Origin of the sequence: Eubacterium sp. AM05-23, from assembly GCF_003477535.1 — a bacterium.
Taxonomy (GTDB): Bacteria; Bacillota; Clostridia; order Eubacteriales; family Eubacteriaceae; genus Eubacterium; species Eubacterium maltosivorans.
Map to the genome: position 1 here is coordinate 64,034 of NZ_QUDF01000004.1, position 24,148 is coordinate 88,181.

The 24,148-nt window shown below is 47.4% G+C and carries 39 protein-coding genes; all 39 read left to right on the forward strand.

Annotated features, from left to right (window positions below; genetic code table 11):
* Positions 1-405: 405 nt before the first annotated feature.
* The 39 genes from DW091_RS06060 to DW091_RS06230 all read left to right on the forward strand — a co-directional run bounded on the left by DW091_RS06060 (position 406) and on the right by DW091_RS06230 (position 24,148).
* Positions 406-615 carry a hypothetical protein gene (locus DW091_RS06060; protein ID WP_147365276.1) on the forward strand — a complete coding sequence of 70 codons (210 nt, stop codon included), beginning with the start codon at positions 406-408 and terminating at the stop codon, positions 613-615.
* The gene (locus DW091_RS20060) at positions 599-769 is read left to right on the forward strand and encodes a hypothetical protein (protein ID WP_158577840.1); all 171 of its coding nucleotides are present in this window, start codon (positions 599-601) and stop codon (positions 767-769) included. The genes DW091_RS06060 and DW091_RS20060 overlap by 17 nt, the downstream gene beginning before the upstream one ends.
* Positions 759-908 carry a hypothetical protein gene (locus tag DW091_RS20065; RefSeq protein ID WP_158577841.1) on the forward strand — a complete coding sequence of 50 codons (150 nt, stop codon included), beginning with the start codon at positions 759-761 and terminating at the stop codon, positions 906-908. Before DW091_RS20060 ends, DW091_RS20065 begins: the two co-directional genes overlap by 11 nt.
* A complete protein-coding gene (locus DW091_RS06065) occupies positions 901-1,122 on the forward strand; it encodes a hypothetical protein (protein WP_118517646.1) in 222 nt (73 codons plus the stop codon). The genes DW091_RS20065 and DW091_RS06065 overlap by 8 nt, the downstream gene beginning before the upstream one ends.
* Before the next feature lies 1 nt (position 1,123).
* Positions 1,124-1,735, forward strand: coding sequence for an AAA family ATPase (locus tag DW091_RS06070; RefSeq protein WP_118517647.1), 612 nt, complete (start codon positions 1,124-1,126; stop codon positions 1,733-1,735).
* Between the two features lie 14 nt (positions 1,736-1,749).
* Entirely contained in the window at positions 1,750-2,268 is a 519-nt protein-coding gene (locus DW091_RS06075; RefSeq protein WP_118517648.1) for a hypothetical protein, read from the forward strand.
* A 15-nt stretch (positions 2,269-2,283) separates the two neighbouring features.
* Positions 2,284-2,733 carry an ERCC4 domain-containing protein gene (locus DW091_RS06080; RefSeq protein WP_118517649.1) on the forward strand — a complete coding sequence of 150 codons (450 nt, stop codon included), beginning with the start codon at positions 2,284-2,286 and terminating at the stop codon, positions 2,731-2,733.
* Entirely contained in the window at positions 2,730-3,293 is a 564-nt protein-coding gene (locus DW091_RS06085) for a CHC2 zinc finger domain-containing protein (protein ID WP_118517650.1), read from the forward strand. The genes DW091_RS06080 and DW091_RS06085 overlap by 4 nt, the downstream gene beginning before the upstream one ends.
* 15 nt (positions 3,294-3,308) lie before the next feature.
* Positions 3,309-5,210, forward strand: a complete 1,902-nt coding sequence (locus tag DW091_RS06090) for a DUF927 domain-containing protein (RefSeq protein ID WP_224168754.1) — start codon at positions 3,309-3,311, stop codon at positions 5,208-5,210.
* A gap of 248 nt (positions 5,211-5,458) precedes the next feature.
* The gene (locus tag DW091_RS06095) at positions 5,459-5,938 is read left to right on the forward strand and encodes a hypothetical protein (RefSeq protein WP_118517651.1); all 480 of its coding nucleotides are present in this window, start codon (positions 5,459-5,461) and stop codon (positions 5,936-5,938) included.
* A gap of 3 nt (positions 5,939-5,941) precedes the next feature.
* Positions 5,942-6,235: a hypothetical protein gene (locus DW091_RS06100; RefSeq protein ID WP_118517652.1), complete on the forward strand. Its 294-nt coding sequence runs from the start codon at positions 5,942-5,944 to the stop codon at positions 6,233-6,235.
* 2 nt (positions 6,236-6,237) lie between these two features.
* Positions 6,238-6,660: a hypothetical protein gene (locus tag DW091_RS06105; RefSeq protein WP_118517653.1), complete on the forward strand. Its 423-nt coding sequence runs from the start codon at positions 6,238-6,240 to the stop codon at positions 6,658-6,660.
* A complete protein-coding gene (locus DW091_RS20070; protein ID WP_158577842.1) occupies positions 6,657-6,821 on the forward strand; it encodes a hypothetical protein in 165 nt (54 codons plus the stop codon). The genes DW091_RS06105 and DW091_RS20070 overlap by 4 nt, the downstream gene beginning before the upstream one ends.
* Positions 6,818-7,063, forward strand: a complete 246-nt coding sequence (locus DW091_RS06110; RefSeq protein WP_118517654.1) for a hypothetical protein — start codon at positions 6,818-6,820, stop codon at positions 7,061-7,063. The genes DW091_RS20070 and DW091_RS06110 overlap by 4 nt, the downstream gene beginning before the upstream one ends.
* Positions 7,044-7,328, forward strand: coding sequence for a hypothetical protein (locus DW091_RS06115; protein ID WP_118517655.1), 285 nt, complete (start codon positions 7,044-7,046; stop codon positions 7,326-7,328). The genes DW091_RS06110 and DW091_RS06115 overlap by 20 nt, the downstream gene beginning before the upstream one ends.
* The gene (locus tag DW091_RS06120; protein ID WP_118517656.1) at positions 7,318-7,521 is read left to right on the forward strand and encodes a hypothetical protein; all 204 of its coding nucleotides are present in this window, start codon (positions 7,318-7,320) and stop codon (positions 7,519-7,521) included. Before DW091_RS06115 ends, DW091_RS06120 begins: the two co-directional genes overlap by 11 nt.
* Entirely contained in the window at positions 7,505-7,891 is a 387-nt protein-coding gene (locus DW091_RS06125; protein ID WP_118517657.1) for a hypothetical protein, read from the forward strand. Before DW091_RS06120 ends, DW091_RS06125 begins: the two co-directional genes overlap by 17 nt.
* The gene (locus DW091_RS06130) at positions 7,888-8,115 is read left to right on the forward strand and encodes a hypothetical protein (protein WP_074617057.1); all 228 of its coding nucleotides are present in this window, start codon (positions 7,888-7,890) and stop codon (positions 8,113-8,115) included. Before DW091_RS06125 ends, DW091_RS06130 begins: the two co-directional genes overlap by 4 nt.
* Before the next feature lie 22 nt (positions 8,116-8,137).
* Positions 8,138-8,500: a DUF4406 domain-containing protein gene (locus tag DW091_RS06135; RefSeq protein WP_118517658.1), complete on the forward strand. Its 363-nt coding sequence runs from the start codon at positions 8,138-8,140 to the stop codon at positions 8,498-8,500.
* A 166-nt stretch (positions 8,501-8,666) separates the two neighbouring features.
* Positions 8,667-8,843 carry a hypothetical protein gene (locus DW091_RS20290; protein ID WP_187368458.1) on the forward strand — a complete coding sequence of 59 codons (177 nt, stop codon included), beginning with the start codon at positions 8,667-8,669 and terminating at the stop codon, positions 8,841-8,843.
* 9 nt (positions 8,844-8,852) lie between these two features.
* Positions 8,853-9,233 carry a hypothetical protein gene (locus DW091_RS06140; protein WP_118517659.1) on the forward strand — a complete coding sequence of 127 codons (381 nt, stop codon included), beginning with the start codon at positions 8,853-8,855 and terminating at the stop codon, positions 9,231-9,233.
* A gap of 81 nt (positions 9,234-9,314) precedes the next feature.
* Positions 9,315-9,728, forward strand: a complete 414-nt coding sequence (locus DW091_RS06145) for a DUF1492 domain-containing protein (RefSeq protein WP_118517660.1) — start codon at positions 9,315-9,317, stop codon at positions 9,726-9,728.
* A 253-nt stretch (positions 9,729-9,981) separates the two neighbouring features.
* On the forward strand, positions 9,982-11,202 hold the full coding sequence (locus tag DW091_RS06150) for a DNA adenine methylase (RefSeq protein WP_224168755.1): 1,221 nt from the start codon (positions 9,982-9,984) through the stop codon (positions 11,200-11,202).
* 493 nt (positions 11,203-11,695) lie between these two features.
* Positions 11,696-12,073 carry a hypothetical protein gene (locus DW091_RS06160; protein ID WP_118517662.1) on the forward strand — a complete coding sequence of 126 codons (378 nt, stop codon included), beginning with the start codon at positions 11,696-11,698 and terminating at the stop codon, positions 12,071-12,073.
* A gap of 76 nt (positions 12,074-12,149) precedes the next feature.
* The gene (locus DW091_RS06165) at positions 12,150-13,502 is read left to right on the forward strand and encodes a terminase large subunit (protein WP_158577844.1); all 1,353 of its coding nucleotides are present in this window, start codon (positions 12,150-12,152) and stop codon (positions 13,500-13,502) included.
* Positions 13,457-14,926: a phage portal protein gene (locus DW091_RS06170; protein WP_147365277.1), complete on the forward strand. Its 1,470-nt coding sequence runs from the start codon at positions 13,457-13,459 to the stop codon at positions 14,924-14,926. The genes DW091_RS06165 and DW091_RS06170 overlap by 46 nt, the downstream gene beginning before the upstream one ends.
* Positions 14,907-15,626, forward strand: a complete 720-nt coding sequence (locus tag DW091_RS06175; RefSeq protein WP_118517664.1) for a hypothetical protein — start codon at positions 14,907-14,909, stop codon at positions 15,624-15,626. The genes DW091_RS06170 and DW091_RS06175 overlap by 20 nt, the downstream gene beginning before the upstream one ends.
* Positions 15,627-15,723: 97 nt before the next feature.
* A complete protein-coding gene (locus DW091_RS06180) occupies positions 15,724-16,218 on the forward strand; it encodes a DUF4355 domain-containing protein (RefSeq protein WP_118517665.1) in 495 nt (164 codons plus the stop codon).
* Between the two features lie 18 nt (positions 16,219-16,236).
* Positions 16,237-17,115, forward strand: coding sequence for a phage major capsid protein (locus DW091_RS06185; RefSeq protein ID WP_118517666.1), 879 nt, complete (start codon positions 16,237-16,239; stop codon positions 17,113-17,115).
* Between the two features lie 14 nt (positions 17,116-17,129).
* Positions 17,130-17,279, forward strand: a complete 150-nt coding sequence (locus tag DW091_RS20075) for a hypothetical protein (RefSeq protein ID WP_158577845.1) — start codon at positions 17,130-17,132, stop codon at positions 17,277-17,279.
* Positions 17,280-17,290: 11 nt separating this feature from the next.
* Positions 17,291-17,683, forward strand: a complete 393-nt coding sequence (locus DW091_RS06190) for a Gp19/Gp15/Gp42 family protein (RefSeq protein WP_118517667.1) — start codon at positions 17,291-17,293, stop codon at positions 17,681-17,683.
* Positions 17,680-18,021: a hypothetical protein gene (locus DW091_RS06195; RefSeq protein WP_118517668.1), complete on the forward strand. Its 342-nt coding sequence runs from the start codon at positions 17,680-17,682 to the stop codon at positions 18,019-18,021. Before DW091_RS06190 ends, DW091_RS06195 begins: the two co-directional genes overlap by 4 nt.
* Positions 18,014-18,274 carry a hypothetical protein gene (locus DW091_RS06200; RefSeq protein WP_118517669.1) on the forward strand — a complete coding sequence of 87 codons (261 nt, stop codon included), beginning with the start codon at positions 18,014-18,016 and terminating at the stop codon, positions 18,272-18,274. The genes DW091_RS06195 and DW091_RS06200 overlap by 8 nt, the downstream gene beginning before the upstream one ends.
* Positions 18,271-18,609, forward strand: a complete 339-nt coding sequence (locus tag DW091_RS06205) for a hypothetical protein (protein ID WP_118517670.1) — start codon at positions 18,271-18,273, stop codon at positions 18,607-18,609. The genes DW091_RS06200 and DW091_RS06205 overlap by 4 nt, the downstream gene beginning before the upstream one ends.
* Before the next feature lie 13 nt (positions 18,610-18,622).
* The gene (locus DW091_RS06210; RefSeq protein WP_118517671.1) at positions 18,623-19,180 is read left to right on the forward strand and encodes a phage tail protein; all 558 of its coding nucleotides are present in this window, start codon (positions 18,623-18,625) and stop codon (positions 19,178-19,180) included.
* Positions 19,181-19,188: 8 nt separating this feature from the next.
* On the forward strand, positions 19,189-19,467 hold the full coding sequence (locus tag DW091_RS06215; RefSeq protein WP_118517672.1) for a hypothetical protein: 279 nt from the start codon (positions 19,189-19,191) through the stop codon (positions 19,465-19,467).
* A 128-nt stretch (positions 19,468-19,595) separates the two neighbouring features.
* A complete protein-coding gene (locus DW091_RS20080; protein ID WP_158577846.1) occupies positions 19,596-19,862 on the forward strand; it encodes a DUF5361 domain-containing protein in 267 nt (88 codons plus the stop codon).
* Entirely contained in the window at positions 19,852-22,614 is a 2,763-nt protein-coding gene (locus tag DW091_RS06225) for a tape measure protein (protein ID WP_118517674.1), read from the forward strand. The genes DW091_RS20080 and DW091_RS06225 overlap by 11 nt, the downstream gene beginning before the upstream one ends.
* Positions 22,607-24,148, forward strand: coding sequence for a distal tail protein Dit (locus tag DW091_RS06230; protein WP_118517675.1), 1,542 nt, complete (start codon positions 22,607-22,609; stop codon positions 24,146-24,148). Before DW091_RS06225 ends, DW091_RS06230 begins: the two co-directional genes overlap by 8 nt.

The window sequence follows — 24,148 nt, forward strand, 5'->3', positions numbered from 1 at the left end:
AAAAAACAATGATCTTATACACAGGCATTCCACCATAGTAAGAGCCGTGCGACGCCATATTACCACTTTAAGTTAAGCCTTATCCGCAGGCTCAAAATGCGGAAATAAAAACAATAAAAATCGGTTTGTAAAGCTATTTATTAACAGCCCCGGGGAGCGTCGGGTAATCCGCTCACCCCATGCAACTGTTTAAAAAATTAGTAATGATTTTGTCATTGTCTACGGGCAATCCCGGCACGGCAGCGGGCGGTCTGCCTGAATTGCTTTAATGGATTAGAATGTCATGCCAGCGCCGCAGTGGCGTATATCTGCGGCAATAAAAAAAGCTCCCCAGCCTGACAGCATGTGGGAGCAACATGAAAAGTTACCTAATGCAAGTATATACCCTTTGGAGGAAAAATGCAAATGAAAAAAGAAACGGACTATGAAGACACATTAAGAGACGTTAGCGATTATATTAAATTTTTAAAAGAGCAGATAAACATCAGCGAACAAAATTTCAAAAGCCTGCTAAACGCGTTGGCGGAGAAGGAAGTTGAAAATAAATGCCTCCAAGACCGCAACGATGAACTCCGGGCTGAGCTGGAGGCGTTGAAAAATGATCGAGCATCCTGATATTACCAGGGCTTTATTGACGGGATATCCAGATGCAGAAATGGCGATAAGCGACATGCGGTGCCCTTATACCGGGCGCGCGTGCCGGTATGCCGGGAATAATGCCTACTGTTTAGGGTGTGTGATGTACGAGGAGGCTGACGATGAAACGTAACGTAGAAGTGCTTGAGGCCGCTAAACGCCTTGACGCCTATAAAATCAAGATGCTAAAAGGCAACCCGCATTTGACCGCGGACATCGAGACCGTGCTCCGGTATGTGCGGGAGACGATGGAGGTGAACACAAATGGATGACCGGTATAGGAACGGGGTATCCCACTACACCATTGTTGAGTTTCGTTTTAGAAAAGCCTTTCCCGGGGATGCGCCATGCTGCAAATATTGCCATATGCTCCGCTATGAGCCGGGGCTGAGGCGCTATATCTGTGAGGCGACACAGGAATGGATTCTAGAGCCTGAGATCGGCGTTGGGAACAGCTGTCCGGGTGAGATTATTGAGGAGGAATAACATGGGAATACCAGTATTAGTTTTAGGCGAAAGCGGCAGTGGGAAATCCACATCCCTCCGGAATTTTGCGGAGGATGAAATTGGCGTTTTTAACGTGGCAAGCAAGCCCATGCCGTTTCGAAAGAAATTCGAGCACATTACCAATAAAACCTCTTACGAGGTCATCAAGGCGTCCTTAAAAAAGGCGTCACTAAAAACCTATGTGATTGACGACAGCCAGTATTTGATGGCGTTTGAGTCTTTTCGGAAAGCAAAGGAAACAGGCTACGGTAAATTTACAGACATGGCTTTGAATTTTGAAAGCTTAATTGAATGCGCCATTAATGATGTGCCGGAGGATGTGATCGTATATTTTCTACACCATGTGGAAAGCACGGATACAGGACGTCTCAAAGCCAAAACACTCGGGAAAATGCTGGATAACCAGCTTACCATTGAAGGGCTCTTTTCGATTGTTTTATTGGCTTTTGTGGATGGCAGCAAGCATTATTTTTTAACTCAGTCGGACGGAACCAACCCGTGCAAAACCCCGATGGACATGTTTGAAGATTTAAAAATTGAAAATGATCTGAAGTATGTGGATACGACCATTCGGGAATATTACGAAATATAAGGAGAAAATGAAGGATGAAAAACATTGATTGGAATAACGTAAAAGAAGCCGAAGAATTTGAACGCCTGCCAGCCGGCGGGTATATCTGTGTGATCACAGGGGTGGAAGACTTCCCGGATAAGGAATATTTAAAAATTGAGTTCGATATCCTTGAAGGGGAGCATCAATCTTATTTCACCCGTCTGGCCGCTTCCTTAAACTTTTGGGCGGGGAATTTTATTCGCTCCTATAAGCCGAAAGCACAGCCATTTTTCAAGGGATTTTTGACCGCTGTAAAACAGAGCAATCCGGGGTTTGTATTTAACAATGATGAAAACAATCTGCTGTCTAAAACAGTCGGATTGGCCATTGGAGATGAAGAGTATGTTGGACAAGATGGAAAAGTGAAAAAACGCTATTATGTGGAAGCCGTGCGCTCCGTAGACGCGATCCGAAAAGGTGAATTTAAAATCCCGGAACTTAGAGCGCTTTCGGCCTCTGATCGTGAGATGATCGGGTTTGCCGAACTCCCAGACGACGAGCCGCCGTTTTAAGCCATGAGGTGAAGCATGCTGACCATCGTTGAAGATACAAGACAGAAAAAAGATAAGTACAAAGAAGCACACCAATATTTCGAAGACCGTGGGATCAACGTCCTTCGGTCCAAGCTTCCATATGGTGATTATGGCCTGCTGACCAATATGTCAAGGGTGATTGACACCAAAAAAGGCTTTGAGGAGTGTGTTGGGAATTTTGCGTCAAAGGATCACGACCGCGTTAAGCGGGAGATCGTGGAGGCAAAGGCGCATGGCATTGAACTGATCTTTCTGGTCATCGACAAAAAAGCAAACTGTCTGGAGGACGCAAAAGACTGGCGCAACGTTCACGGAAAGGTCAAGGGCGAAACCCTGTATAAGATCCTGAATGCTGTTCAAATCCGCCACGGCGTGCGCTTTGAATTCTGCACGCCGGAGCAATCTGGTCCTAAAATTTTAGAGCTGCTGGGAGTGCAGCCATGACCACCAAGGAAAAGGCCGACCTCATCAAGGCCAGCCTGACCATGCGGGAGATTCTTGGGATGTATGGCTTAGACGGGAATAGCCGGCACAACCGGATTCCATGTCCCATCCATGACGGAAAGGACCGGAATTTCAGTTTTACGGAGTTCGGATTCAAGTGCTTTGTCTGCGGCGCGGAGGGCGGCCTGGTACACTTTGTGGAGCTATACCGGGGCCTGTCCTTTGAGGCGGCGCTGGAGGAGATTAATGGGCATTTCAGGCTTTGGGGAGGTTACCCGGAACTGGAATCCGCAGAATCCTCTCGGAATCAACACAAAAAAGACAGCGCTTTCCGGAGCCGCCGGGCCATCGCGAAGCTCCGGCATGACCGCCGGACCGCCGAGCGGAAAAAAGAGAAAGCTGAAAAAAGACGGATGACCCTTCTGGAAGAACTCTGGCGCCTGGACGCCAACAAAATTAAATACGCCCCGGAGTCAGAGGATGAACCCTTTCATCCACTCTATGTTGAGGCGTGCCACCAATTAGAATACCAGAAATATCTGGTTGAAAGTATCGTGTAAAGGGCGGTGAAGTCGTTGCAAATTGAAAAATTAACCAAGGAAACCATTCTGGAGGATACCACCTTTGAGGAGATCATTGACGAAAAAGACGAAATTTACCGCCAGCGCCTCATTAATGAACTGACGGACCGGGCTGCAGAGCTCGGCGTGAAAACAAAGTTCACTGGTCTGCTCAAGGCCTATCTGAAGGAAGAGAAGAAAATGCTCCAGGAACAGAAAAAACAGCTCCAGGAGCAAAGCCGGGCGCGAATGCTCCAGAATCTGGACAGAAAAACAGAATTCGGGAGCGAATGTTACCCGGATCTGCGCTGCGGAAACTGGTTCGCCGGTGAAACCGGCATCCGGACCTTTGGCATGTTCGGGGAGGTACAGGCCTGTTACCATCCCATTTTACCTGTTGAGCGGTTTACCAACCTGGAGACTGGGGATGAAAAGATCAAGCTCGCCTTCAAAAAAGGGGAGCGCTGGAAGGAGATCATCTGTGATAAGGACTTGATCGCCTCCAGCACCAAGATTATTTCCCTGGCCAACTCCGGGGTGGCTGTGACCAGCGAAAACGCCAAGTACCTGGTGCGGTATCTGGCCGATGTGGAAAACTTCAATATGGACCTCCTGCCTGAATGGGTGTCTACCTCCAAGCTGGGGTGGCATGGAGAGAACGCCATCAAGGAATTTGTCCCCTATTACAGCAACATTGTCTTTGACGGCGACGTACGTTTTCGCAATGTATACGGCGACATAAGACAGAGCGGCAGCGAAAAGAAATGGGATGCGTTTGTTAAAAAAGTCCGCGCTGAAGGGCGAATCGAGCCAAGAATTATGATGGCTGCCAGCTTTGCCAGTGTGATCATCAAAATGTGTAATGCGCTGCCGTTTTTCGTCCATCTCCATGGCCAGTCTGAGGGCGGAAAAACCCTCTGTCTGATGCTGGCCGCCTCGATCTGGGGAAACCCGTCTATGGAGAGCGCCTTTACCGGCGACTTCCTTTCCACGCAGACGGCTATTGAGGTGCGGGCAGATATGCTCAATCATCTGCCTTACATCATGGACGATACGGCTCAGGTCATGGAGAAGTATAAGGGCGATTTCTCAACATTAATCTACACCATGTGCTCGGGAAATGGCAAGGACCGATCCAACCGGAGTCTGGGCCTAAACCGGAACTACAACTGGCACTGCGCCTTTCTGACCACTGGGGAGCTGCCCATCACCAGGGAATACTCCCAGGCGGGGGCAGCCAACCGGGTCATTGAGGTGGAAGCCGGCTACAGTAAAATCTTTGATAATGGCATCGAGGTGGCACGGACGCTCAACGAAAACTTTGGCTTCGCGGGCAAAAAGTTCATTGAAATCCTGCAGAACATCGGCGCCGAGGAGGTATGCCGTATCCAGCGGGAGCTTTTGGCTGAGATTGAAAAAAGCGGAAAAATGCAGAAACAGAGCATCTCCCTGTCCCTGATTCTAACCGCGGACCGGATCGCTACAGATTGCCTATTTGAGGATGGGTGTTATCTGTCCATTGAGGAAACGGCCGCTATGCTGAAGTCTGAGAAGGAGATTTCGGAGAATGAGCGGTGCTATGAGTTTATCATGGGGGAGGTCGTGCGGAATCACCATCGGTTCATGAAACGGGAAAATGAAGATTTTATACAGGAATGCTGGGGGCTTAAAGAGGACGGATACATCTATATTATTAAAAATGTTTTTGACCAGATGTGCCGGGACTGCAATTACAATAGTGCTGCGTTTTTGAAATGGGCGGACATCAGAGGGCTGCTCATCACGGATAAAGGCCGGAAAACAAAGCGAAAGCGCTTTAATGATAATAATGCCAACTGTGTTTGTATTCTTGAAAAACAGGATGAAAGCCGGGTGCAGGAAGGCTTTGAGGGCTTTTATGAGATTGAAGAGGAATAAAAAGAGCGTTCACAGTTCACAGTGTTCACGTAGCAAAGAAGGTTTATATAAAAGAAAAAATTTAAACGCACATTTTGTGAATTCTGAAGCGTATACGCGTAGGAGCAAAAAAACGTGTGAACATTGTGAACATGTGAACAAAGTACTTAGAACCCTTATAAATACCAGGTTTCTGCGGTTCACAGTAATAAAAAATCAAGTGAACAAGAGTGAACATTACTAAAAGTTATATTTTGAAAGGAGGATACATGTTTGACCTAAAACAATGGGCCGCCGTCAACAAAGTCTCCAACAACCAGATTCACAGAATGTCTGGCATCTCTGAGAGCACCATTGCCAGCGTGATGCGCGGGTGCAGCTGTACGGAGCGGACGTTAAAGCGAATCTGCCGGGGGATCGGGCGGCCGTATGATCCGGCGGAGTGGAAAAATCCGGTCAAAGCGTCGTTAAAGCCTGTTCCGGTTGTGGACTATGACCGGGTTAGGAACTACCGGGATCGTCGCTCTATGGAGGCGCTACGCCGGAATCTGACTATCGGTGAGACGGTCCAGGTAGCCTTTGAGGGAAAGCATAAAATTCGGTGGGCAGCTGGAGAGATTGTAAGGATATACGACACACACGTCGGCGTGATGGTTCAGCTTAAAACAACGCACGGAAACGCGTTAAGCTTGCGCAAGAGCTATATGATTGACGATGTGGTAAAGTGGAAAACAAATTTGGAGGTTTAAAAAATGATTCGATTAGATGAAAACTTTCGTCTGGATAATGACGATCGCTGCTATATTTTGCAAGAAAGAAAGATCGCTCAAAACGGAGAAAACAAAGGCGCTGAACGTTGGGAAAATGTTTGTTATCCGAGAACACTGGAAAGCGCATTGAAAACCTATCGGGATTTATTGCTTAAAAGGCGCTCAGCGGCTGATAAAGCGTTAAATATCGAGCAGTTAATACATTTAATCAAAGAGGAGGATAAACAGTTCTTACATGGGCTGACAGAGGTTTTAGATAGCGCAAAGGAGAATTAACGATGGGAAAAAACTACATGCCAGAAGTCGCCCAAATGCTGGGCGTGGAGATTGGGGAAGAATTTGATATTTTGTTTGAAAATGGAGAAGTTGGGAGTTTTGGCCCCTATAAATTTACGGATAAATCTATAGTAGATTCTTACATAGTAGATTCTTACAATGATGAGATAGATAGTTTTGTGCTTTCCGAATTATTAAAAGGAGAGTACACCCTCCAAAAACGCCCGTGGGGGCCGAAAGTGGGAGAGTTGTTTTGGACTATTAATGGTAAAGGTGATGCAGAACAATACCATTTTACCAATGATGTGCGCGACCTTGCCATGCTGAACATGGGCAACTGCTTCCCGAGTAAAGAAGCGGCCAAAGCGGCAGTGCCCGAAATGCTGGCGAAATTCGAGGAAATTAAGAAGGGGGTGCGGGAGTGAACATTAACACACCAGATGAATTAAGAGATGCGCTTTTAAAGGTGCACAAACAGAATAAAAAGGCCCTGTATTTTGAATATGATAATGATGATTATTACTGGGAGCAGTGGTATTTGCACGCTACTTGTTTTAAATGCTGGAACCGGGAAGTAGAAGAATGACCGATAAGAAAAAAAGAACAATGCTTTGTCCGTATCGCGTTTGGACTGAGGTAGTGCCTCCTGTTTTAAGAGGACAGGGAGAATTTACCAAACAGGGATTTTATGAGTGTTTGAAAGAAGATTGCATTTGTTATCGGCGCAAAATAACGCCACTTTGTATTATTGAAAAGTGTGTGCGTGGTGGATCGGATGATGTTTTTATTACGGAGTTGGAGGTAGAAGATGAGCAACGAAGAATTTAGCACGTACAAATATGGGTTCTTTTGCGTTGCCGCCGATGAGTGGTATCGAATAATGGACAAACTTGACGGAGGTGAGGATATTACAAAAGGGAGTTATGCGGAGTATCTCGAATTTGAGGATGTCTATTCCCATAACGAGATAGACGAAGAACAGGAAAAATTGATCCGTGCTCTAAATGACTACTTTGAGTTTAAAAAGCTGCCATACCATGCTTACCGACGGATTGATGAAGTTAGGATTGAGAGGTTGAAAAATGAATCTTGAAGCAATAAAAGAAGCATGTGCGGAGTGCAACCATTATTGTGAGGAATGTGAAATGGAAAATGCCTGTCTTGCGGCGGCCGAACTTACTCGTGCACTCTATGTGCGTTGTCCTGAGGATTGGGAGCCAGGTGATATGGATGCGATTAAGATTTTAGAAAAAAGTAAGGAGGTAGAAAATGCCAGTACAGATTGATATGGAAATGCCCAGAAGCTGCTTAGACTGCCGATTTTGCATAGAAGAGTCCTCCGGCGGTGCCAATTGCGCTGCATCTGGAATATGGGGCAGAGAAATATGTAAGAGCGTAGAATCAATACCGTGTGTAATAAGAAAGAAATGGTGCCCATTAACAGAAACAACAGACACGAAATGGCACGTTGTGGCTGAGGGGGATTTGCCGGAGGAAAAAGGGTTTTACCAATGTACAGTTTTAGACAATCATAAAAACGAGGTGTTTATCGCTGATGTTTATAAAGAGGCCGCTGGATTTTTCTTCGACAACGAGCTCTATGAAGTAATCGCCTGGCGGGAGCTGCCGGAGCCGTGGGAAGGAGCGGAAAAATGAGCTTAAAAGACGCATTAGAAAATGATGTATTGACAGAAGAGGATCTCAGAGAATCTTTCGAACGCTTAACAAAGATAAGCGCAGCTGCAAAAGATTTGAAATGGGGAGAAAGTAAAGAGATCGAATGTCTAGACTGTAAAGGTGTCTTAACGGTATCGCGATCAGACTATAACGGCCATATCTGGGCGGTTTGCGAAAACTGCGGCGTTAAGATGATGCAGTAGGACGTTTAAGGGAGGAATACAAATGATTAAATTAGATCCAACAAAAATATACTACCTGTCCCACCCGTGCACGAGCGTGGGGACGATGGCAGAAAATAAATGGCACGAACAAGAGTGTGTAGACACGATCTTACTATCCCAGGAGGGCTATGTGTGCCGAGATCATCCCGGAGATAATAAGATTAAGCTCGTCCGGCCATTGACATTGATTCCAGAATATTTACCAGAGGATGAAGTCATGGTGCGGTGCCTCGGATTCCTGGAAGAATGTGACGCGATTATCATGTGTGGCGACTGGGAAAAATCAAAAGGATGCGTGAAGGAAAAGTGGGCGGCGGAACGTTGGGAGCTTGAGGTTTTGTTTTATGAGCAGGTGATAAAGTGAATCGCTGCGAAGATTGCATTCTCTACCAGTTCTGCACATACGACCGAACGGGAATCTGTGAAGCGGAGAATTTTAAAGAGGTTATCCCGAATAAGTGCAAGTTCTGTGAAGTGCGCCGGGAGTGCCCGGTTGATCGTGGTGGGGAGTGTGTAAGAGAGGGGGAAGCATGAAAGACAAAATAACAAAAGCATTTATAACAGTGGCTGAGTGGATCGGCTCTCTGTTTGGTGGCATCGCAGCCGGGCTCGGGTGTTTGCTTTGGTGTGTGGTAATTATCGGAATCCCGGTCGGCATCATCACGGTGGTAATTGTGGCGGTGTTGAGGGGATTCGGAGTGATATAGGAGGTTAAGATGATTGGTGTAATTACAGGAATAATTATATTTGCACTTTGCATTGTGTTTTTCTTTGTTGGAGAAAATGCGTATAGGTTAGGGCTTTCCGTGGTTTCTATAATAGTTGGACTTTTTACTGCTTTTTACCTGTTTTTTGCAGGGGCATCGTATGTTATTACGAAGGCACAAATACCAGAATTTCAAAATAAAAAGACGTATATTGAAGAGACTCTTGGTAAAGAAGGAAAGTCGCTTAATGACTCCATTGACGAACAAGCGTTACAGGAGTTGAAGGTAAGCTGTAATCGGTGGTTGATTGAAGTAAAGACATACCACGAAAATTTAAAAATGTGGTTGGTAATACCAGACGAAGTGATGGATCTGACTTTTATTGAGTAATAAAAAAAGGAAGCTTGCGCTCCCTAGTAAACCCAAATGAAATTATACCACATCTTGTGGTTTCATACAAGGAGGGCGCAAGTGACCAATAAAGAAAAGAAAGACTGGCTTTGGCGGTATAAAGAAGCGTTGCTGGACATCGACAGTTGGCAGCGGGAGCTGGAGGAGTGGCGGACTCGGGCGGAGAAGATCACGCAGGTGGTGTCGGATATGCCGAGAGGGGGAAGCGCCCTAAAGGTAGACGATATTGTGATCAAAATGACCGAAATTATGGATAATATCAAGGAAAAGGTATCTGAATCCCAGAAGATCAAATTGGAGCTCGAAATCGCATTTGAGGGGCTGAACGATGGCATACTAGAAGGGCTGATGAAGTATCGTTATATTAATTGTCTGGACTGGGCTCAGATTGCGATTGTGATGGGATATTCAGAGCCGCATTGCTGGAAGCTACATGGACGAGCATTACAAAGATTAGAAGTGGATAGACAATGATAGATTGAAGTGTGTTATTATGTTAGCATCGAAAAATGTTAACATCGCCACCGTGACAAACCGGCAGAGCATATCTGCGCAGGCTTAAACGGCTGGCAGGCCGCCACTTCTTAAAATCTGGTTAACTTTAATGACCGGATGTGGGTTGATCACCACGCGAGACTTGGCGGCCCTATAAAAAACAGCAATGGTGACTTAAATGGCACTGAAACAGGCATCGGGAAACCGGTGTCTTTTTTCGTGGAGGGAAAACATGCAGTACGGCCTACCGTATAAGGGGAGCAAAAACAAAATCTGTGAAGACATCATGGCCATCCTACCAAAAGCAACACATTTCTACGATCTGTTTGCAGGTGGGTGCGCGATGACGCATTGCGCCATGTTAAGCGGAAAATATAAGGATTTTATCGCCAATGACATCGAACCAGGGTGCGTCACCCTTTTTCAAAACGCCGTAGGTGGAAAATACAGAAATGAAGAACGGTGGATCAGCCGCGAGATGTTTTCCGAGCTGAAGGAGACGGACCCTTATGTAAAATATTGCTGGAGCTTCGGGAATAATGGAGAGCATTATCTCTATGCGCCGGAAATTGAGCGCTTTAAAAAGCACCTGCACCATCTGTTCTTTGCCGAGACGCCGAAAGCAGCGCGGCTGCATTGGAGAAAGTTTGTTCGTGAATTTGCATTAGTACAGGAAGATATTAAAGCGCTGAGCACAGAAGTGGAAAAGCTGTGCGAAGAATGCGGCGCTGAAGTTTTAAGAAAAGAAGACGGCACAATCGATGCGGCGCGAATAAAAGACAATGTCTACAAGGTATTAAGCCGTGATATACGGGAATACATGCGTAAAGCCCTTAAAACCTCTGGAAGAAAAGCGGTGGACGTGGATCGGCTGCTTGGTACGAACGGCATGGCCGGGCATTATTTCGGCGAATCGCAATGGCTTCTCCCAACACAGGAGGCCTATGAAAAGATGCAGACCATGCTTCCGGATTTAACCACCCCATTGGCAGAATTAAACGAAAAACTGCAAAGACTGCAAAGACTTCAAAGTCTGGAAAACCTGCAAAATCTTAAAAGCTTGCAGAGCCTGCAAAGTTTGCAAAGTTTGCAAAGTTTGGAAAGTTTGGAAAGACTGCAAAGTTTGGAAGGGTTCGAGAGAGTTAAAACATATACCGGAGATTATCAGGCGGTCGAGATTTTAGAAGACAGCGCAGTATATTGCGACATTCCTTATAAAGGCACAAACAAATACGGAAAAATAACATTTGATTATGAACGGTTTTATGAGTGGGCTTGCGAACAATCGCAGCCCATTTTTATTTCAGAATATTGGATGCCAGAAGACCGGTTTGAGTGTATCTGGCAGAAAGAGAAGACGTCGGCTTACGGAACCGGCAACAACCGGCGGACAATCGAGAAATTGTTTGTGCCGAAAAAACAAAATGTAATCAGTGGACCACGACCTCGGTAAGCTACGGCGCCGGGGTCTTTTTTCGCGCCGTGAAAGTGAGGTGATCTTATGTCAACATATCCAAACCCAAGAAGAACTAATGGAGCAAGGCGCGACGCCATAAGGCGTTGGGTTTTAGCTACGCAAGATCATTGCGCCCTGTGTGGCAAGCCAGTAGATAAGAGTTTAAAAACACCGCACCCAATGTCTGCGGAAGTAGACGAGATCATCCCTGTATCAAAGGGCGGAAGCCCGTACGATAAAGACAACGTACAATTGACGCATCGATCTTGCAATCAAAGAAAGTCAAACAAGACACAGGTAACCCAGAGCATCAACCGGCCCATACCAAAATCGAGAAACTGGTAAAGCGTCTGAGCGTGACGGCATGGGGCGGTATCCCCCTCCCCTCTGGCAGCCCTCACCCCGGCGGCATAGGGCTTTTTTTCTTTTAGGAGGTGATCGTATCGTACGAAAAAGAAAGTTTACCATTAAAGAGGATGAATACATACGTATGAATTATCCGAAGTATTCTCTCAATGATATTGCAACGGAGTTGGGGCGATCAAAATCGAGCGTCCAGAGTCGCGTGAAGGCATTGGGCCTAAAAGACGACAGGCCGGCAGCCGTCATGACCTCCGAGGCGTTGATCGAAAGCGCAGATCTTAATGACCGAGACAGTGACACGCTCAGGCGATTGATTGAGCTACGTGATTTGCTGCATGACAACCTATTTTCTAAAGACACGCCAACAACAATCATCGCAAAGCTATCAAAAGAATATCGCGACACCATCCAAGCCATCCACGAAATGACCGAAACAAAAACTGACGAGGGCGGCGAATCGAAGCTTGAGGCTTTATTTGCTGAATTTGAGTCCGATGCGCGGTAGCAGAAAACCAAGGATACACATTAGCCAACCGTATGATGACACAGATTGCAAAAAAGCAATGCGCTTGTCGAGTGCGATGGGTATCACATTAGATGACTGGCAGGCGGATGTCTTGAGTGATTGGCTGGCGGTGGGAGTGAGTGGAAAATGGGTGCATATTCGAAATGGACTGTCCTGTCCAAGGCAAAACGGCAAAACGGCACTTTTGGAAAGCCGGATTAATTTTGGAACCCTGTTTCGGGGCGAGAAAATACTTTATACTGCGCACGATTATTCAACGGTCACGCAACTGTTTGACCGTGTCCAACACTTCTTTGGCGAAAAAAAAGATGATCCAGAGTGCAAATATCCGGAACTAAATGCCAGGGTGTCGTCGGTTCGGCGGGCAGCGGGAAAAGAGGCCATCTTCTTTAAGAATGGCGCGGGGATTTATTTTTCGACGCGAACCAAGTCCTCGCGGCGTGGTTTTACAGTCGATGTGGTCATCGTCGATGAGGCTCAGGAGCTTACGGATACACAACTAAAAGCTATCATGGCGACCGCGTCCAGCTCCCCCCTTAAGAACCCGCAATTTATCTTTACCGGCACGCCGCCGGGGCCAGAAACATCTGGGGACGTATTCGCCCATATCCGGGAAGGGGCATTGACCGAAGAAGAAAAGGACGTATCATGGAATGAATGGAGCGTTGAGAGCGTCGGGGACACCCGCGATGAAAAGAGATGGTATGACACAAACCCGTCGCTTGGCATTCGCCTAGATGTGGACGTTGTCCGGGCGGAAATTTCGACCATGAACGAAGTATCCTTCGCGCAGGAGCGCCTTGGGTACTGGCTGCCAAAATACCAGTTTGCCGCCGTGATTGACCGTAAGGAATGGGAAAAATGTGCGACCGAAAGCCCGGCGAAAGATGGAAAGCTGGCCTATGCCGTTAAATTTTCGGCCGATGGCGCAACGGTGTCTCTGGCCGTGGCATTAAAGCCACAAAAAGGACTGACGCATGTGGAAATTATCGAAAATCGTTCCATGGCGGGCGGCATCTCTTGGTTGGCAGACTGGTTGATTAAGCGAAAAACTAAAGCGGCCACTATCGCGATTGACGGGCTCAACGCGTCGATGGTACTTGTCGAAAGGCTAAGAGAGGGTGGCATTACCGCCAAAGGGGCGATCACAATCCCGAAGTCCGGCGACGTTGTGGCTGCGGCCAGCATGTTACTAAACGCGATCCGGGAGGGCGAGGTGACGCACTTCAACCAGCCCGCCCTGAATGAATCAGCGTTAATGAGCGAAAAAAGATTGATCGGAAGCAATGGCGGGTGGTCTTTTGGCAGCAAGCAAGTAGACAGCACGCTAATAGAGGCGGCGGCACTGGCTTATTGGTCGGTGTGCACCACCAAACGAAACCCACAAAGAAAGCAGGTGTTGATATGACGGAAGAATGGGTGCCGATGAACAGCATTTTTGATTTTAAGCCCGGAAACATTCGCGGGCTATTGCCGCAAGACCAGACGGCGTTTAGCGAGCTAATCGAAGTGTGGCAGTGGAAACTGGGGAGAAACCAGCTAAAAAAGAAATACTACGACCAGAAAAATAAGCTCAAGGACTTGGGCATCGCGGTACCGCCAGCGCTAAAAAAAATGGAGTGCGCGCTTGGCTGGCCAGCGAAAGCGGTCGATATGTTATCTGCCAGAAGCCGCTTTGATGGGTTTGTACTGCCAGACGAAGCGGACGACTACGGCATCAACGATATTTTAAAACAAAATAATTTCCCGGTGCTCTACAGGCAGGCGACAACCAGCGAATTAATCCATTCGTGCTCTTTTATTACGGTGTCTAAAGGTGGTGCGGGCGATCCGCCGGTGGTGATGTCGGCTTACGATGCCGAAACAGCCGCCGCGCTGTGGGACAGCCGCCGGAAGAAAATAAAAAGCGGGCTGACGATTGTTGACGTCGACCCAAAAACGAGAGAGCCGACCCAGATAAACCTGTACACGAATAGCGCAATCATTGAGATAAGCAGAAATGGCAACACGTGGGATGCGGACTACAAGCCCCACAAGCAGGGGCGGCCACTAATGGAGCCCATGGTTTACAGGCCGTCACTTGACAGGCCTTTCGGAAAAAGCCGGGTGAGCCGGGCGGTGATGTCAATCACAGACAGCGCTATCCGTACGGCTGTAAGAACCGAGGTATCATCCGAATTTTTCACAAGCCCGCAAAAGTATCTTTTGGGGGCAGATCCGCAGCTCTTTAAGGAAAATTCGAAGTGGGAGGCGTACATCGGAAGTATCTTCGCGGTATCGAAGGACGAGGACGGGGATATCCCGAGTTTTGGGCAATTGCCCCAGGCTTCCATGCAGCCACACATGGACTACATGCGAAATTTGGCCGCCCAATTTGCCGGAGAAACAGGCATTCCGATATCATCGCTGGGCGTGATACACGATAACCCGGCGTCAGCAGAAGCGATCTATGCCGCAAAAGAGGATTTGATCATCGAGGCGGAAGGTCTAAACGAAACAAACGGGGCAGCATTAAGAAATATCGGTTTGCTGGTGGCGGCGATATCGGCGAATACAACCATCGACGCCCTGCCGGATAACGCAAAGAAAATGCAGCCACGCTTTAGAAACCCGGCGATTCCATCGGTCGTTAGCCAATCCGATGCAATTATTAAGCAGGTGTCCGCGATTCCGTGGATTGCCGAAAGCCAGGTGGCGTTAGAGGAGCTCGGATACACAGAAAGCCAGATTACAAGGCTCTTAAGCGATAAACGAAAGTTCCAGTCCCGAAAGGCGCTTGAAGCGCTTATGGCGAGCGGTAACGGTAACGGGGGTGAAGATAATACTGAGTAGTAGAGAACTGGAAAGCTACGGGCAAACCACTATTAAGCTGGCGGGTGAAGCGTCGGAGAAATTTAGTCGGTTTTTAAAAACGCTGAACATAAAAGACGGCAATTATTGGCCGTACAAAGACATGATCTTTGACGTCGCGGAGGGGCTGATACGCCAATACGGCGGCGCGGCTTCTCTGAACGCCGCTGAGTTCTTCGAGAAGCAGACCGGCATCGGTAACGCGCTGGCGTCGGAATGGATTGACCTTGATAGCTTAGACCGAACAATTCGGTATGCGATTGCCACAAACCGATACGACGCGCTGGGCGCCGACCCACTGCCGGAGGTGAATAAAAATATTTCGCGGCAAACGAAAAACCACGCGCATCAAACAATGGTTGACAATGCAAGAAAAAACAAAGTGAAGTTTGCGCGGGTTCCCGCTGGGGCAAAGACCTGCGCTTTTTGCATGATGCTGGCCAGCCGGGGGTTTGTGTATGTTTCTAAACAGACAGCCGGAGAGATGATGCAGTTTCACAACGACTGCGATTGCCAGATCATTGCGGGAGTGGAGGATGTAGAAGGGTATGACCCCGAATCTCTGCAAGATCAGTACCTCGAATCAAGGAAAAGGGTCGAAGAGGCAGATAAGGCAGATAAGGATGCGAATACCACAAAGGATATACTTGCGCAAATGCGAAAAGACTACAACGTCAAATAAAACAGTTTATATAGGGCTTAATAGCTCTTTTTTATTATAATTTACGCCGCGGTGAGCGGAAATCACCGATACGCCAAAAGGCGGGATAGGAGATAAAATGAGTGAAGAATGGATTAATGGGACTGAATCCACCGAAAGCAACCATCAAGAAAATACTTTTGAGCCCATAAGGTCCCAGGAAGATTTAGACAAAATTATCGGCGCACGCGTTGCCAGGGAGCGCAAAAAGTATGAAGGTTTTGAGGTTTATAAGGAGAAAGCGGAAAAGTATGATGCTTTTGAAGAGAGCCAAAAGACCGAGATGCAAAAGTTAAATGAACGCCTCGAAAACGCGGAAAAAGAAAATGCTGCTTATAAGCAACGAGAGCAGCTGGTAGGATGGGCAAAAGAAGTCTCCGACACATCGGGGGTTCCGGCTAATTTGCTGCGGGGCAGCACAAAAGAAGAATTAATGGCCCACGCTGATGAACTGAAAGCTTTTATTGGTGAACAACCAACAGCTCCGGTCGTGCCAAGCGACGGGCAAAAACCAAAGCACAAAACCGCAACAACAGCGGATTTATTTGCCGAGGCACTCGGCGACAAATTGTAGAAATGAGGTAAAGAAAACATGGCAATTGATATGAACAGAAAAACCACCGGCGTTACGTTGCCGGAAGCAGTATCCACTGAAATCTGGGGGAAGGTTTTAGAAAGCTCTGCGGTTATGCAGTTGGCCCGAAAAATTGAATTACCGGGCCCTGGGATTAAAATTCAGACAATTACGGGCGAGCCTACGGCTGCCTGGGTAGGGGAAACGGATAAGAAACCCGTATCCAGACATACACTGGGAACCAAAACATTGGCGCCTTACACTATTGCAGTCATCGAACCTTTTAGCAACCAGTTTCGACGTGATGTCAGCGCACTTTACGCTGAGTTAATCCGACGCCTGCCCTATGCATTGGCAAAAACTTTTGACAGCACCGTGTTTGGTGGTACCACAAAGCCCGGGAGCGACTTCGACCAATTAAGCGACGTGACATCCGTCAACATTAAAACTGACCCTTGGGCTGGACTTGTGGCAGCAGACGCCGCGGTGTCTGCGGAAGGGCATGTGATTAGCGGTTATGCAATCTCCCCACAGGCTAAGAGCATCCTGCTTAGCGCGAAGGATGGCAATGGACGACCACTGTTTATTAACAGCGTGGCCGACGGCGGCATCCCGGTTCTTCTTGGCAATCCCGTGCAGGTTGTAAAGGCAGCTTATTTGGCGGGCACCAGTGATGGGGCTAATACGATTGGTTATGCTGGCGACTGGACGAAAGCGGTATATGGAACGGTCGAAGGCGTACAAATTGCGATCTCTGATCAGGCGACTTTGACCGACGGGGAAAACACAATCAACTTATTCCAGCAGAATATGTTTGCGGTTCGCGCCGAAATTGAGCTCGGCTTTAGACTGGCGGATACCACTGCCTTTGTTAAGCTGACCGACAAAGACGCATAAAAAGGGGGCACAATATGACCCCGATGATGTGTCCGATTACTGGTCAAGCGGTTTTGGTTAACCCAAACAGTGTTGAAAATTTTTTGAAATTAGGATATGCAATCATAAAAGACAATCCTAAAGCTGTCAAAAAGACAAAAGCTAAAGAAACGGATGAAAAATAGGAGGTAGAAGCATGGTCACGTTCGCAACATTAGTGGACTTGGAGAGACGATGGCGTCCCTTGTCAGACGTCGAAAAGGAACGGGCCGAGATGCTGTTGTCCGATGCCGCCACAAAAATAGCGCTTCTTTGTGAGCAAAGTGGGGTTGAGATCGACCCTGAGAATGACTTGCAAAGCGATGCGCTGGTTGGGATTAACTGTGAGATGGTTAAGCGGGCGATGCTGTCTCCGATTGATCTACCGCCTATTTCAACCTTTGCGCAGACGGCAGGGAGTTACTCAGAATCTCAGACTTATGTCAACCCAACTGGGGACATCTATATGACGTTGGCCGAAAAAAAGCTGATAGGTATTGGCGCTCAACGTATGGGGAGCATCTCGCCAGCAATTGGAGGCATTAGATGATCACCGGTGAAAAAGTAACTCTTGAAATATATGCGGAAGGGCCACTAGATGCCATGGGGGATCCTTCTGTGGTTGCAGTGACAGAAGACATTGAAAACGTGCTTGTTGAGCCCGGGGCCACGGACAACTTATCAAGTGTTTCTAACCGCCCCGATGGGGATATCGCAGAGTATAAGCTGCATATCCCAAAAGGTTATGAGCGGTATGTATTTAGAGGTTGTCGCTTTAAGGTACGGGGTGAGTGGATGGAAGTTATCGGAAATCCGACCTACTACACTCCGGAAAATACGCCAGGTGACTGGAATTATCCTGTGGAGGTGAAACGCTGCGATGGCTAACAATGTAAAAGTAAAAATAAACAGCTCAGGCGCGCGGGAGATATTAAATTCTGCTGGCGTCCAAAGCGGTCTGCTACACCGTGCCAACGGCATAAAAAGAAGCGCCGAAAGCATGGGGAACGGCACTTTTGAAGCCGATGTACAGGCCGGAAAGAGCCGGGCCCATGCCATGGTTAAGACAACGGACATTGTATCGATCCGGTCAAACGCCAAAAATAACACACTGCTGAAAGCGATGGGGTCAGGAAAATGAACATCGAGACAAGAATAATCGCATACTTAAACGAAAGAGGCTTCCAGACGTACGCGAACGTTCCAGCAACGCGCCCAGAGCGCTTTTTAACAGTAGAGCGTACGGGAGGGGGCATTGATAACTATGTTATCGACCGTCCAACCGTGGCCATCCAGGCATGGGGCAAGAAACGCCTTGATGCATCAGAACTCGCATACTCTGTAAAGGATGCGATGGTGCAAATGGCAAGTGAAAAAGATATTTGTAAAGTGTCTATCAATACGATTTACAATTTTCCGGACTTAGAATCCGGGTCGGCCCGTTACCAATTGGTAGTGGATTTAGTAACAATATAAGGAGAAAAAAGACATGGGAAATGAAACAAAAAACGTATCTGTTGGGAAACCGCTGGCGACTGGTGCAATTTTCGTGGCACCTTCAGGAGCAGCTGTGCCAACTGACGCGGCGACTCCGTTAGCGGAAACATACAAATGTGTTGGATATATCAGCGAGGATGGCGTTACCAATGCTGTCACGACCGATTCAGAACCTGTAAAAGCATGGGGTGGTGATACTGTGTTAAACACACAGACATCGCGCGAGGAAACCTTTGCTTTTAAGATGATCGAAACAAACAAGACCTCATTGGAGCAGGCCTACGGTTCTGGGAATGTCACGGAGGACCCTGAATCCGGGAGCTTGTCCATTAAACATAACAGCAAAGAAAAGTCCGTTTATGTGTACGTTATGGAGGTTATCCTCACCGGAAACAGAATAAAGCGAATTGTCGTGCCGGTCGGCAAAGTGATTGAAATGGGCGATGTTGTTTACAAGGATAATGAGCCCATTGGTTACGAGATTACAGTATCGGCTGCACCAGACAGCGACGGAAATACCGCGTATGAATACATTGCAAGCGCGAAATAGGAGATAAAATGGCTGAACAAAAAATTCATGATATTAATAAAGTGAAAGTGGACGGCGTAGAAGTTTCGATTTCCAAGGCCAGGTTAGAAGATATCGAAACAATTGAGGCAATGTCGGACATCCAGGCAGGTGATGCGTTGGCGATTATTCCGCTTTTCAGGAAGCTTTTTGGGGATGATTACACCCGCATCAAAACGGAATTGAAGGGCGATAATGAAACACTGAGCATTGAAAAAATGTCGGAATGGTTTGGCGCTGTCCTGGAGGAATTAGGCGCAAAAAACTGATTTGGCTCGCAACTTTTATGAGAAGGTACCCCGCAGAGTTACGAGCCGATTTTAGGCAATATTATCACATAAGCGCGGATGACATCGGCTGTACAGTGTCAATCGCTGAGGCAGCCGATTTGGCAGCAATGTTACCACTAAGATCGCGATGTATGAGCGCTGTGGATCAAAGGCTGTCCTGGGACGTGGAGCACCATTTGCTGGCAAGGATTGCGGACACCTTGTCTTATTTTTTTTGGTCTACAACTGTGGATGGCATGAATGGGCGCAACCAACCGGAGTGCGTCATGCGGCCAGGTGAAATGCGGAAAACCGAAGCAAAAGGCGAAGGAAAAACCGTTGAGGAGTGCCGAGAAATATTACACAGAAAGAGGGTGACGGAGAATGGCAACTGAGTTAGCGTCGGCTTATATTACTTTAATTCCCTCGCTTAAGGGAGCGCAGGAATCGATATCGGGACAGTTAGGAGGCATCAACTTATCCGGCGTAGGTCAGAAGATCGGAAAGAGTTTATCGAACGGAATGACTGGCGGTATTAATACTAGCACACTTGATTCCCTGAAATCGAAAGTTGAAAGCGCTTCTCAGGCCGTCAGCGCTGCGCGAAGAAGAGAAGCGGACGCAGCAGAAAAGGTGCTCCTTGCAGAGGCGAGACTGAATGAAGTTCGCAATCAGTATAGCTCGGATTCGTCAAAAATAATTCAAGCTGAAAATAATTTGGTAACGGCGCAAAACAAGGCGGCTGAAGCTGCAAAAAAAGTCGAATTGGCACAGGCGAAATTGTTTGAGGCTTATTCCAAGCACAAAAGTGGTTCGCCCCAGGTTATAGCCGCAGAAAACAACCTAACAGCAGCGCAAAACAGAGCAGGAGAAGCAGCGAATAAAGTGTATTCTGCAGAAAGAAAGCTAACGGAAGTTCGGGAAAAGCATGCAAGTGGTTCATCAAAAATTGTAGCTGCTGAAAATAATTTATCAAAAGCACAAAGGGATGTTGCTTCAGCCCAGGATAATGTAAAATCATCGACCCAAAGATTAACTACGGCAAAAGAGAATCTAAAGACAGCAACAGATAAATACAATGATTCCTTGGACAAAACTGCAAAAAAATCAAATACACTTTCTGAAAAATTTTCTTCATCGTTCAAATCTTTTGCTGGTTTTGGCGCAATTGCCGGGGTAGCCGGGGCGATCACATCGAAAGCCATCGGCGCCATATCTGCATCCCTTGATGGGGCGATTAAACGTACGGACATCATGAACAACTTCCCAAAAGTCATGTCGAACATGGGCATTAGCGCTGAAGCTTCCCAGGCAGCCATTACAAAAATGAGCGATAAGCTTACCGGTTTGCCCACCAGCATTGATGCCGCGGCGTCAAGCGTTCAGAGATTTACGTCTAAAAACAATGATGTCGGCAAATCAACGGATATGTTTTTGGCACTCAATAACGCATTGTTGGCGGGGGGCGCATCCACTGAGATCCAAAGCGCAGCAATGGAGCAGCTTTCACAATCCTATGCCAAAGGGAAAATGGACATGGAAGAATGGCGTTCGCTTCAAACCGCTATGCCTGCTCAACTCAATCAAGTGGCACAGGCTATGGGCATGAGTGCGGATGAATTGGGAGAAGGATTGAGAACCGGGACCATATCCATGGATGAATTTATGGATATGATTATGAAGCTAAACACAGAGGGAACGGGCGCCTTTGCGTCGTTTGAAGAACAAGCTAAAAGCGCTACAGGCGGCATCGGGACGCAGCTGCAAAATATGAAAACCGCTGTAACCCGTGGGATTGCCAACGTGCTTGACGCCATTGGCCAAGATACCATCGGTAAGGCTTTCGCAGGAATTAACGGTGTCATAAAAGGGGTTAGCGATGTTGTTGTCGAAATGGTTAAAAGAGTAAAAGAAAGCGGACTTGGTGACGCTTTTGGAAGACTTTATGAATCTGCTAAATTGGCCTTTGAACCAATCATCAACAATATCGGCCCTGCATTCATGAATTTTTTTGACGGCCTGATCGAAGCCGTGACAAATGTCGTTGATTTTTTTGCCGACCTTTTCGATACAATTTCCGTGGCGGGTCTTGGAGATGCAATTGCGGAGTCTTTTGGGAAAATATCCGAAACCATAGGACCATTGCTGGAAATGCTTGGTAACACACTTGGCCCGATCATTGAGATTATCTTCGGTGTTATTGTAGATGGTCTAAATGTTATTCTGCCAATTCTTTCTCAGGTTGTCGCCTGGATTGTACAGATCGTGACATGGATCGGAAATATTCTTGGGCCGGCCCTTGTTGCGATGCAACAAATATGGGCTGCGGTCTGGAGGGCAATTTTTGATAAGATACAAGCATTCTGGACAGGTCTTACCGAGGGCTTTTCTGCCCTTGTTGGTTTTTTTCAATGGCTTTGGGGCGTTGTGTCATCGGGGTTTGAGTCGCTCGTTTCCAGTATCAGTGACTTCTTTATAAGGGCAGGGGACACAATCCGAAGTCTATGGGATGGAATCGTAGGGTTTTTCTCAAGTATATGGAACGCTTTATCAACAGGCGCATCCAATGCAACCAATACCGTGATTGAATTTGTCGGCGGATTGCCGGGCAAGATCAAGGGCTTTTTTTCAGATGCCGGTTCATGGCTGCTTGACGCTGGCGCTAACATAATCGAAGGCCTGAAAAACGGGCTTGTGAGCGCCTTTGAGGGTGTTAAAGACTTTGTTTCTGGCATCGGATCATGGATTGCTGAACACAAAGGACCGAAAGCCTACGACTTGGCACTTCTTGTTCCCAATGGGGCGTGGATCATGCAATCCCTTGCAAAAGGGTTACAGAAAGGATTTCCGGCCGTAGAAAAGACGCTATCAAGCTTAACCGATGATCTTATGTCTACGCGCTTTGATGGTGAAATGGCCGTGTCGGTGGTCCCTCGCCAATCAATGCTCCGCGGCAAGAGTGCCCTTGCGAGCGCGGAACAGCTGCCCAAAAAGGAAGCCAAAAGGCCGATTGTGGTACAGGCGGTTGTGGAGGCAATTCTTGATGGTCGGAAGGTTGGATATGGCACTGCAAAGTATTCAAAGGAAAAAAATGATTTTGACGAAAAACGTAGAAATCGGATAGGAGGTGTATTGACGGATGTATGATGCGAGAAATGCAAGCGACGAAGCCATCTCTCTTGATGGTGTCTATATTGAAGACGCTGTTGAGGGATATAAAACACTCTCTGTTTCTGGCCGTGAGTCCTTGGAGTATAGCGTTTCCGATGAAGACCGTCCTATTGGGATGGATGGTATGGAATACTACGGAAAACGCCAAGCAGGCCGTACCATTATCATACGCTATAAACTCGAAGCCTATACAGCCCGTAACTTTATAGCACGCTACCGAAAACTCAAAGCCTTTTGTAGTGGCGATAACCACAAGCTCCGTTTTGCTGATGAACCAAACGCCCATTATACGGGAACCTTATCTCGGATTGATTCCCCGGATTCTGGCTGTCTTAGCGTGGTTGGCGAGATCGAATTTTACTGCGCAGACCCTTACCTTGAGTCTGACTTAATCACCACCGTTCAAGCGAAGATGGAAGAGGGCAAGTTGGTAGCGCATGTTAACAACGACGGTAGCGGCTCTGTTTATCCAGTTTATCGAATCAAACACAAGGCGGAGAACGGCTATATCGGCATCGTGCACACCGGAGGGGCCTTCGAGATGGGGAATATCGAGGAGGCGGACACCACGCCCTATGAACAGTCCGAGACGCTTTTTAATACGGAGACGGACGGATTTGGGGCGTTTAAACCTTATACTGGAACCTATCCTCAAAACCCAGGTTTCAATTGCAACGGCACCTTAAAGGTTGGCAATGTCCACAAGGTGGATCCGGCTACGGAGGATTATGAGACACTGTATCTGGATGCTCACGGTACAAGCAGCGGTGGGATCTTTGGTGGGTGCTGGCGTCTTGAGCTGCCGGCAGACAGCGAGGGCGAGGTCGGCGCTAAGAATTTCTATCTGTGGTTTCAGTCCCAGTTTATGACTGGTGCTCTAGGTCAGACAGGCATTATTCAAGTCTCTCTGACTGATGAGAACAACGACTTTATCGCCTGTTTTGAGGTGAGTAAAACGGACGCGACGGGTAATACGGCGCGTGTTGTTTTCTTAAATGGTACAGTGTCTGATAGTAACGGCGGCTGGTATCGAAAATTTGAATTTCAACCAACGGTCTATTTTGAACACAACCCCTTTAGACACCGCGGCTATGAGGATCTTCTCAAAGAGGGCAGCAAGATAAGGTTCTTTTATTGGGGAGCCTATTATACGTTAGATATACCGGCCATTAAAGATAAAAAGGTACGGTATGTGTATGTTTTTATCGGCCAGTATGCGGGGCGGCAAAATTATGTGACGGTCATGAATGTCGGGAAGATCCTCGGGGTTAAGAATCGTGTTGAGAAGCAGCGGGATGTGCCAAACCGGTATTCTGCCGGCAGCGAGGTGGTGGTTGACTGCGAGAGCGACAGCATCACGGTTCGCGGACTTCCCAGAAACGAGGAAATGGTGACCGGGAGTGCTTTTTATCCGCTGCCGCCCGGAGAAACCGATATTGAGTTTTATACCTCCAGCTGGTGCCAAGAACCGCCTGAAATCACAGTTGAGTATAGAAAGAGGTGGTTGTAG

Coding starts and splice junctions, on each gene's coding strand:
- DW091_RS06085 (WP_118517650.1), top strand. CDS start 2,730: ATGACCACCAAGGAAAAGGCCGACCTCATCAAGGCCAGCCTGACCATG.
- DW091_RS06180 (WP_118517665.1), top strand. CDS start 15,724: ATGAGTGAAGAATGGATTAATGGGACTGAATCCACCGAAAGCAACCAT.
- DW091_RS06165 (WP_158577844.1), top strand. CDS start 12,150: ATGGGTATCACATTAGATGACTGGCAGGCGGATGTCTTGAGTGATTGG.
- DW091_RS20290 (WP_187368458.1), top strand. CDS start 8,667: ATGAAAGACAAAATAACAAAAGCATTTATAACAGTGGCTGAGTGGATC.
- DW091_RS20065 (WP_158577841.1), top strand. CDS start 759: ATGAAACGTAACGTAGAAGTGCTTGAGGCCGCTAAACGCCTTGACGCC.
- DW091_RS06105 (WP_118517653.1), top strand. CDS start 6,238: ATGGGAAAAAACTACATGCCAGAAGTCGCCCAAATGCTGGGCGTGGAG.
- DW091_RS06120 (WP_118517656.1), top strand. CDS start 7,318: ATGAATCTTGAAGCAATAAAAGAAGCATGTGCGGAGTGCAACCATTAT.
- DW091_RS06185 (WP_118517666.1), top strand. CDS start 16,237: ATGGCAATTGATATGAACAGAAAAACCACCGGCGTTACGTTGCCGGAA.
- DW091_RS20075 (WP_158577845.1), top strand. CDS start 17,130: ATGACCCCGATGATGTGTCCGATTACTGGTCAAGCGGTTTTGGTTAAC.
- DW091_RS06225 (WP_118517674.1), top strand. CDS start 19,852: ATGGCAACTGAGTTAGCGTCGGCTTATATTACTTTAATTCCCTCGCTT.
- DW091_RS06070 (WP_118517647.1), top strand. CDS start 1,124: ATGGGAATACCAGTATTAGTTTTAGGCGAAAGCGGCAGTGGGAAATCC.
- DW091_RS06115 (WP_118517655.1), top strand. CDS start 7,044: ATGAGCAACGAAGAATTTAGCACGTACAAATATGGGTTCTTTTGCGTT.
- DW091_RS06160 (WP_118517662.1), top strand. CDS start 11,696: ATGAATTATCCGAAGTATTCTCTCAATGATATTGCAACGGAGTTGGGG.
- DW091_RS06230 (WP_118517675.1), top strand. CDS start 22,607: ATGTATGATGCGAGAAATGCAAGCGACGAAGCCATCTCTCTTGATGGT.
- DW091_RS06135 (WP_118517658.1), top strand. CDS start 8,138: ATGATTAAATTAGATCCAACAAAAATATACTACCTGTCCCACCCGTGC.
- DW091_RS06080 (WP_118517649.1), top strand. CDS start 2,284: ATGCTGACCATCGTTGAAGATACAAGACAGAAAAAAGATAAGTACAAA.
- DW091_RS06100 (WP_118517652.1), top strand. CDS start 5,942: ATGATTCGATTAGATGAAAACTTTCGTCTGGATAATGACGATCGCTGC.
- DW091_RS06205 (WP_118517670.1), top strand. CDS start 18,271: ATGAACATCGAGACAAGAATAATCGCATACTTAAACGAAAGAGGCTTC.
- DW091_RS06130 (WP_074617057.1), top strand. CDS start 7,888: ATGAGCTTAAAAGACGCATTAGAAAATGATGTATTGACAGAAGAGGAT.
- DW091_RS06065 (WP_118517646.1), top strand. CDS start 901: ATGGATGACCGGTATAGGAACGGGGTATCCCACTACACCATTGTTGAG.
- DW091_RS06075 (WP_118517648.1), top strand. CDS start 1,750: ATGAAAAACATTGATTGGAATAACGTAAAAGAAGCCGAAGAATTTGAA.
- DW091_RS06215 (WP_118517672.1), top strand. CDS start 19,189: ATGGCTGAACAAAAAATTCATGATATTAATAAAGTGAAAGTGGACGGC.
- DW091_RS06210 (WP_118517671.1), top strand. CDS start 18,623: ATGGGAAATGAAACAAAAAACGTATCTGTTGGGAAACCGCTGGCGACT.
- DW091_RS06195 (WP_118517668.1), top strand. CDS start 17,680: ATGATCACCGGTGAAAAAGTAACTCTTGAAATATATGCGGAAGGGCCA.
- DW091_RS06150 (WP_224168755.1), top strand. CDS start 9,982: ATGCAGTACGGCCTACCGTATAAGGGGAGCAAAAACAAAATCTGTGAA.
- DW091_RS06140 (WP_118517659.1), top strand. CDS start 8,853: ATGATTGGTGTAATTACAGGAATAATTATATTTGCACTTTGCATTGTG.
- DW091_RS06110 (WP_118517654.1), top strand. CDS start 6,818: ATGACCGATAAGAAAAAAAGAACAATGCTTTGTCCGTATCGCGTTTGG.
- DW091_RS06095 (WP_118517651.1), top strand. CDS start 5,459: ATGTTTGACCTAAAACAATGGGCCGCCGTCAACAAAGTCTCCAACAAC.
- DW091_RS06190 (WP_118517667.1), top strand. CDS start 17,291: ATGGTCACGTTCGCAACATTAGTGGACTTGGAGAGACGATGGCGTCCC.
- DW091_RS20080 (WP_158577846.1), top strand. CDS start 19,596: ATGTTACCACTAAGATCGCGATGTATGAGCGCTGTGGATCAAAGGCTG.
- DW091_RS06060 (WP_147365276.1), top strand. CDS start 406: ATGAAAAAAGAAACGGACTATGAAGACACATTAAGAGACGTTAGCGAT.
- DW091_RS20060 (WP_158577840.1), top strand. CDS start 599: ATGATCGAGCATCCTGATATTACCAGGGCTTTATTGACGGGATATCCA.
- DW091_RS06200 (WP_118517669.1), top strand. CDS start 18,014: ATGGCTAACAATGTAAAAGTAAAAATAAACAGCTCAGGCGCGCGGGAG.
- DW091_RS06125 (WP_118517657.1), top strand. CDS start 7,505: ATGCCAGTACAGATTGATATGGAAATGCCCAGAAGCTGCTTAGACTGC.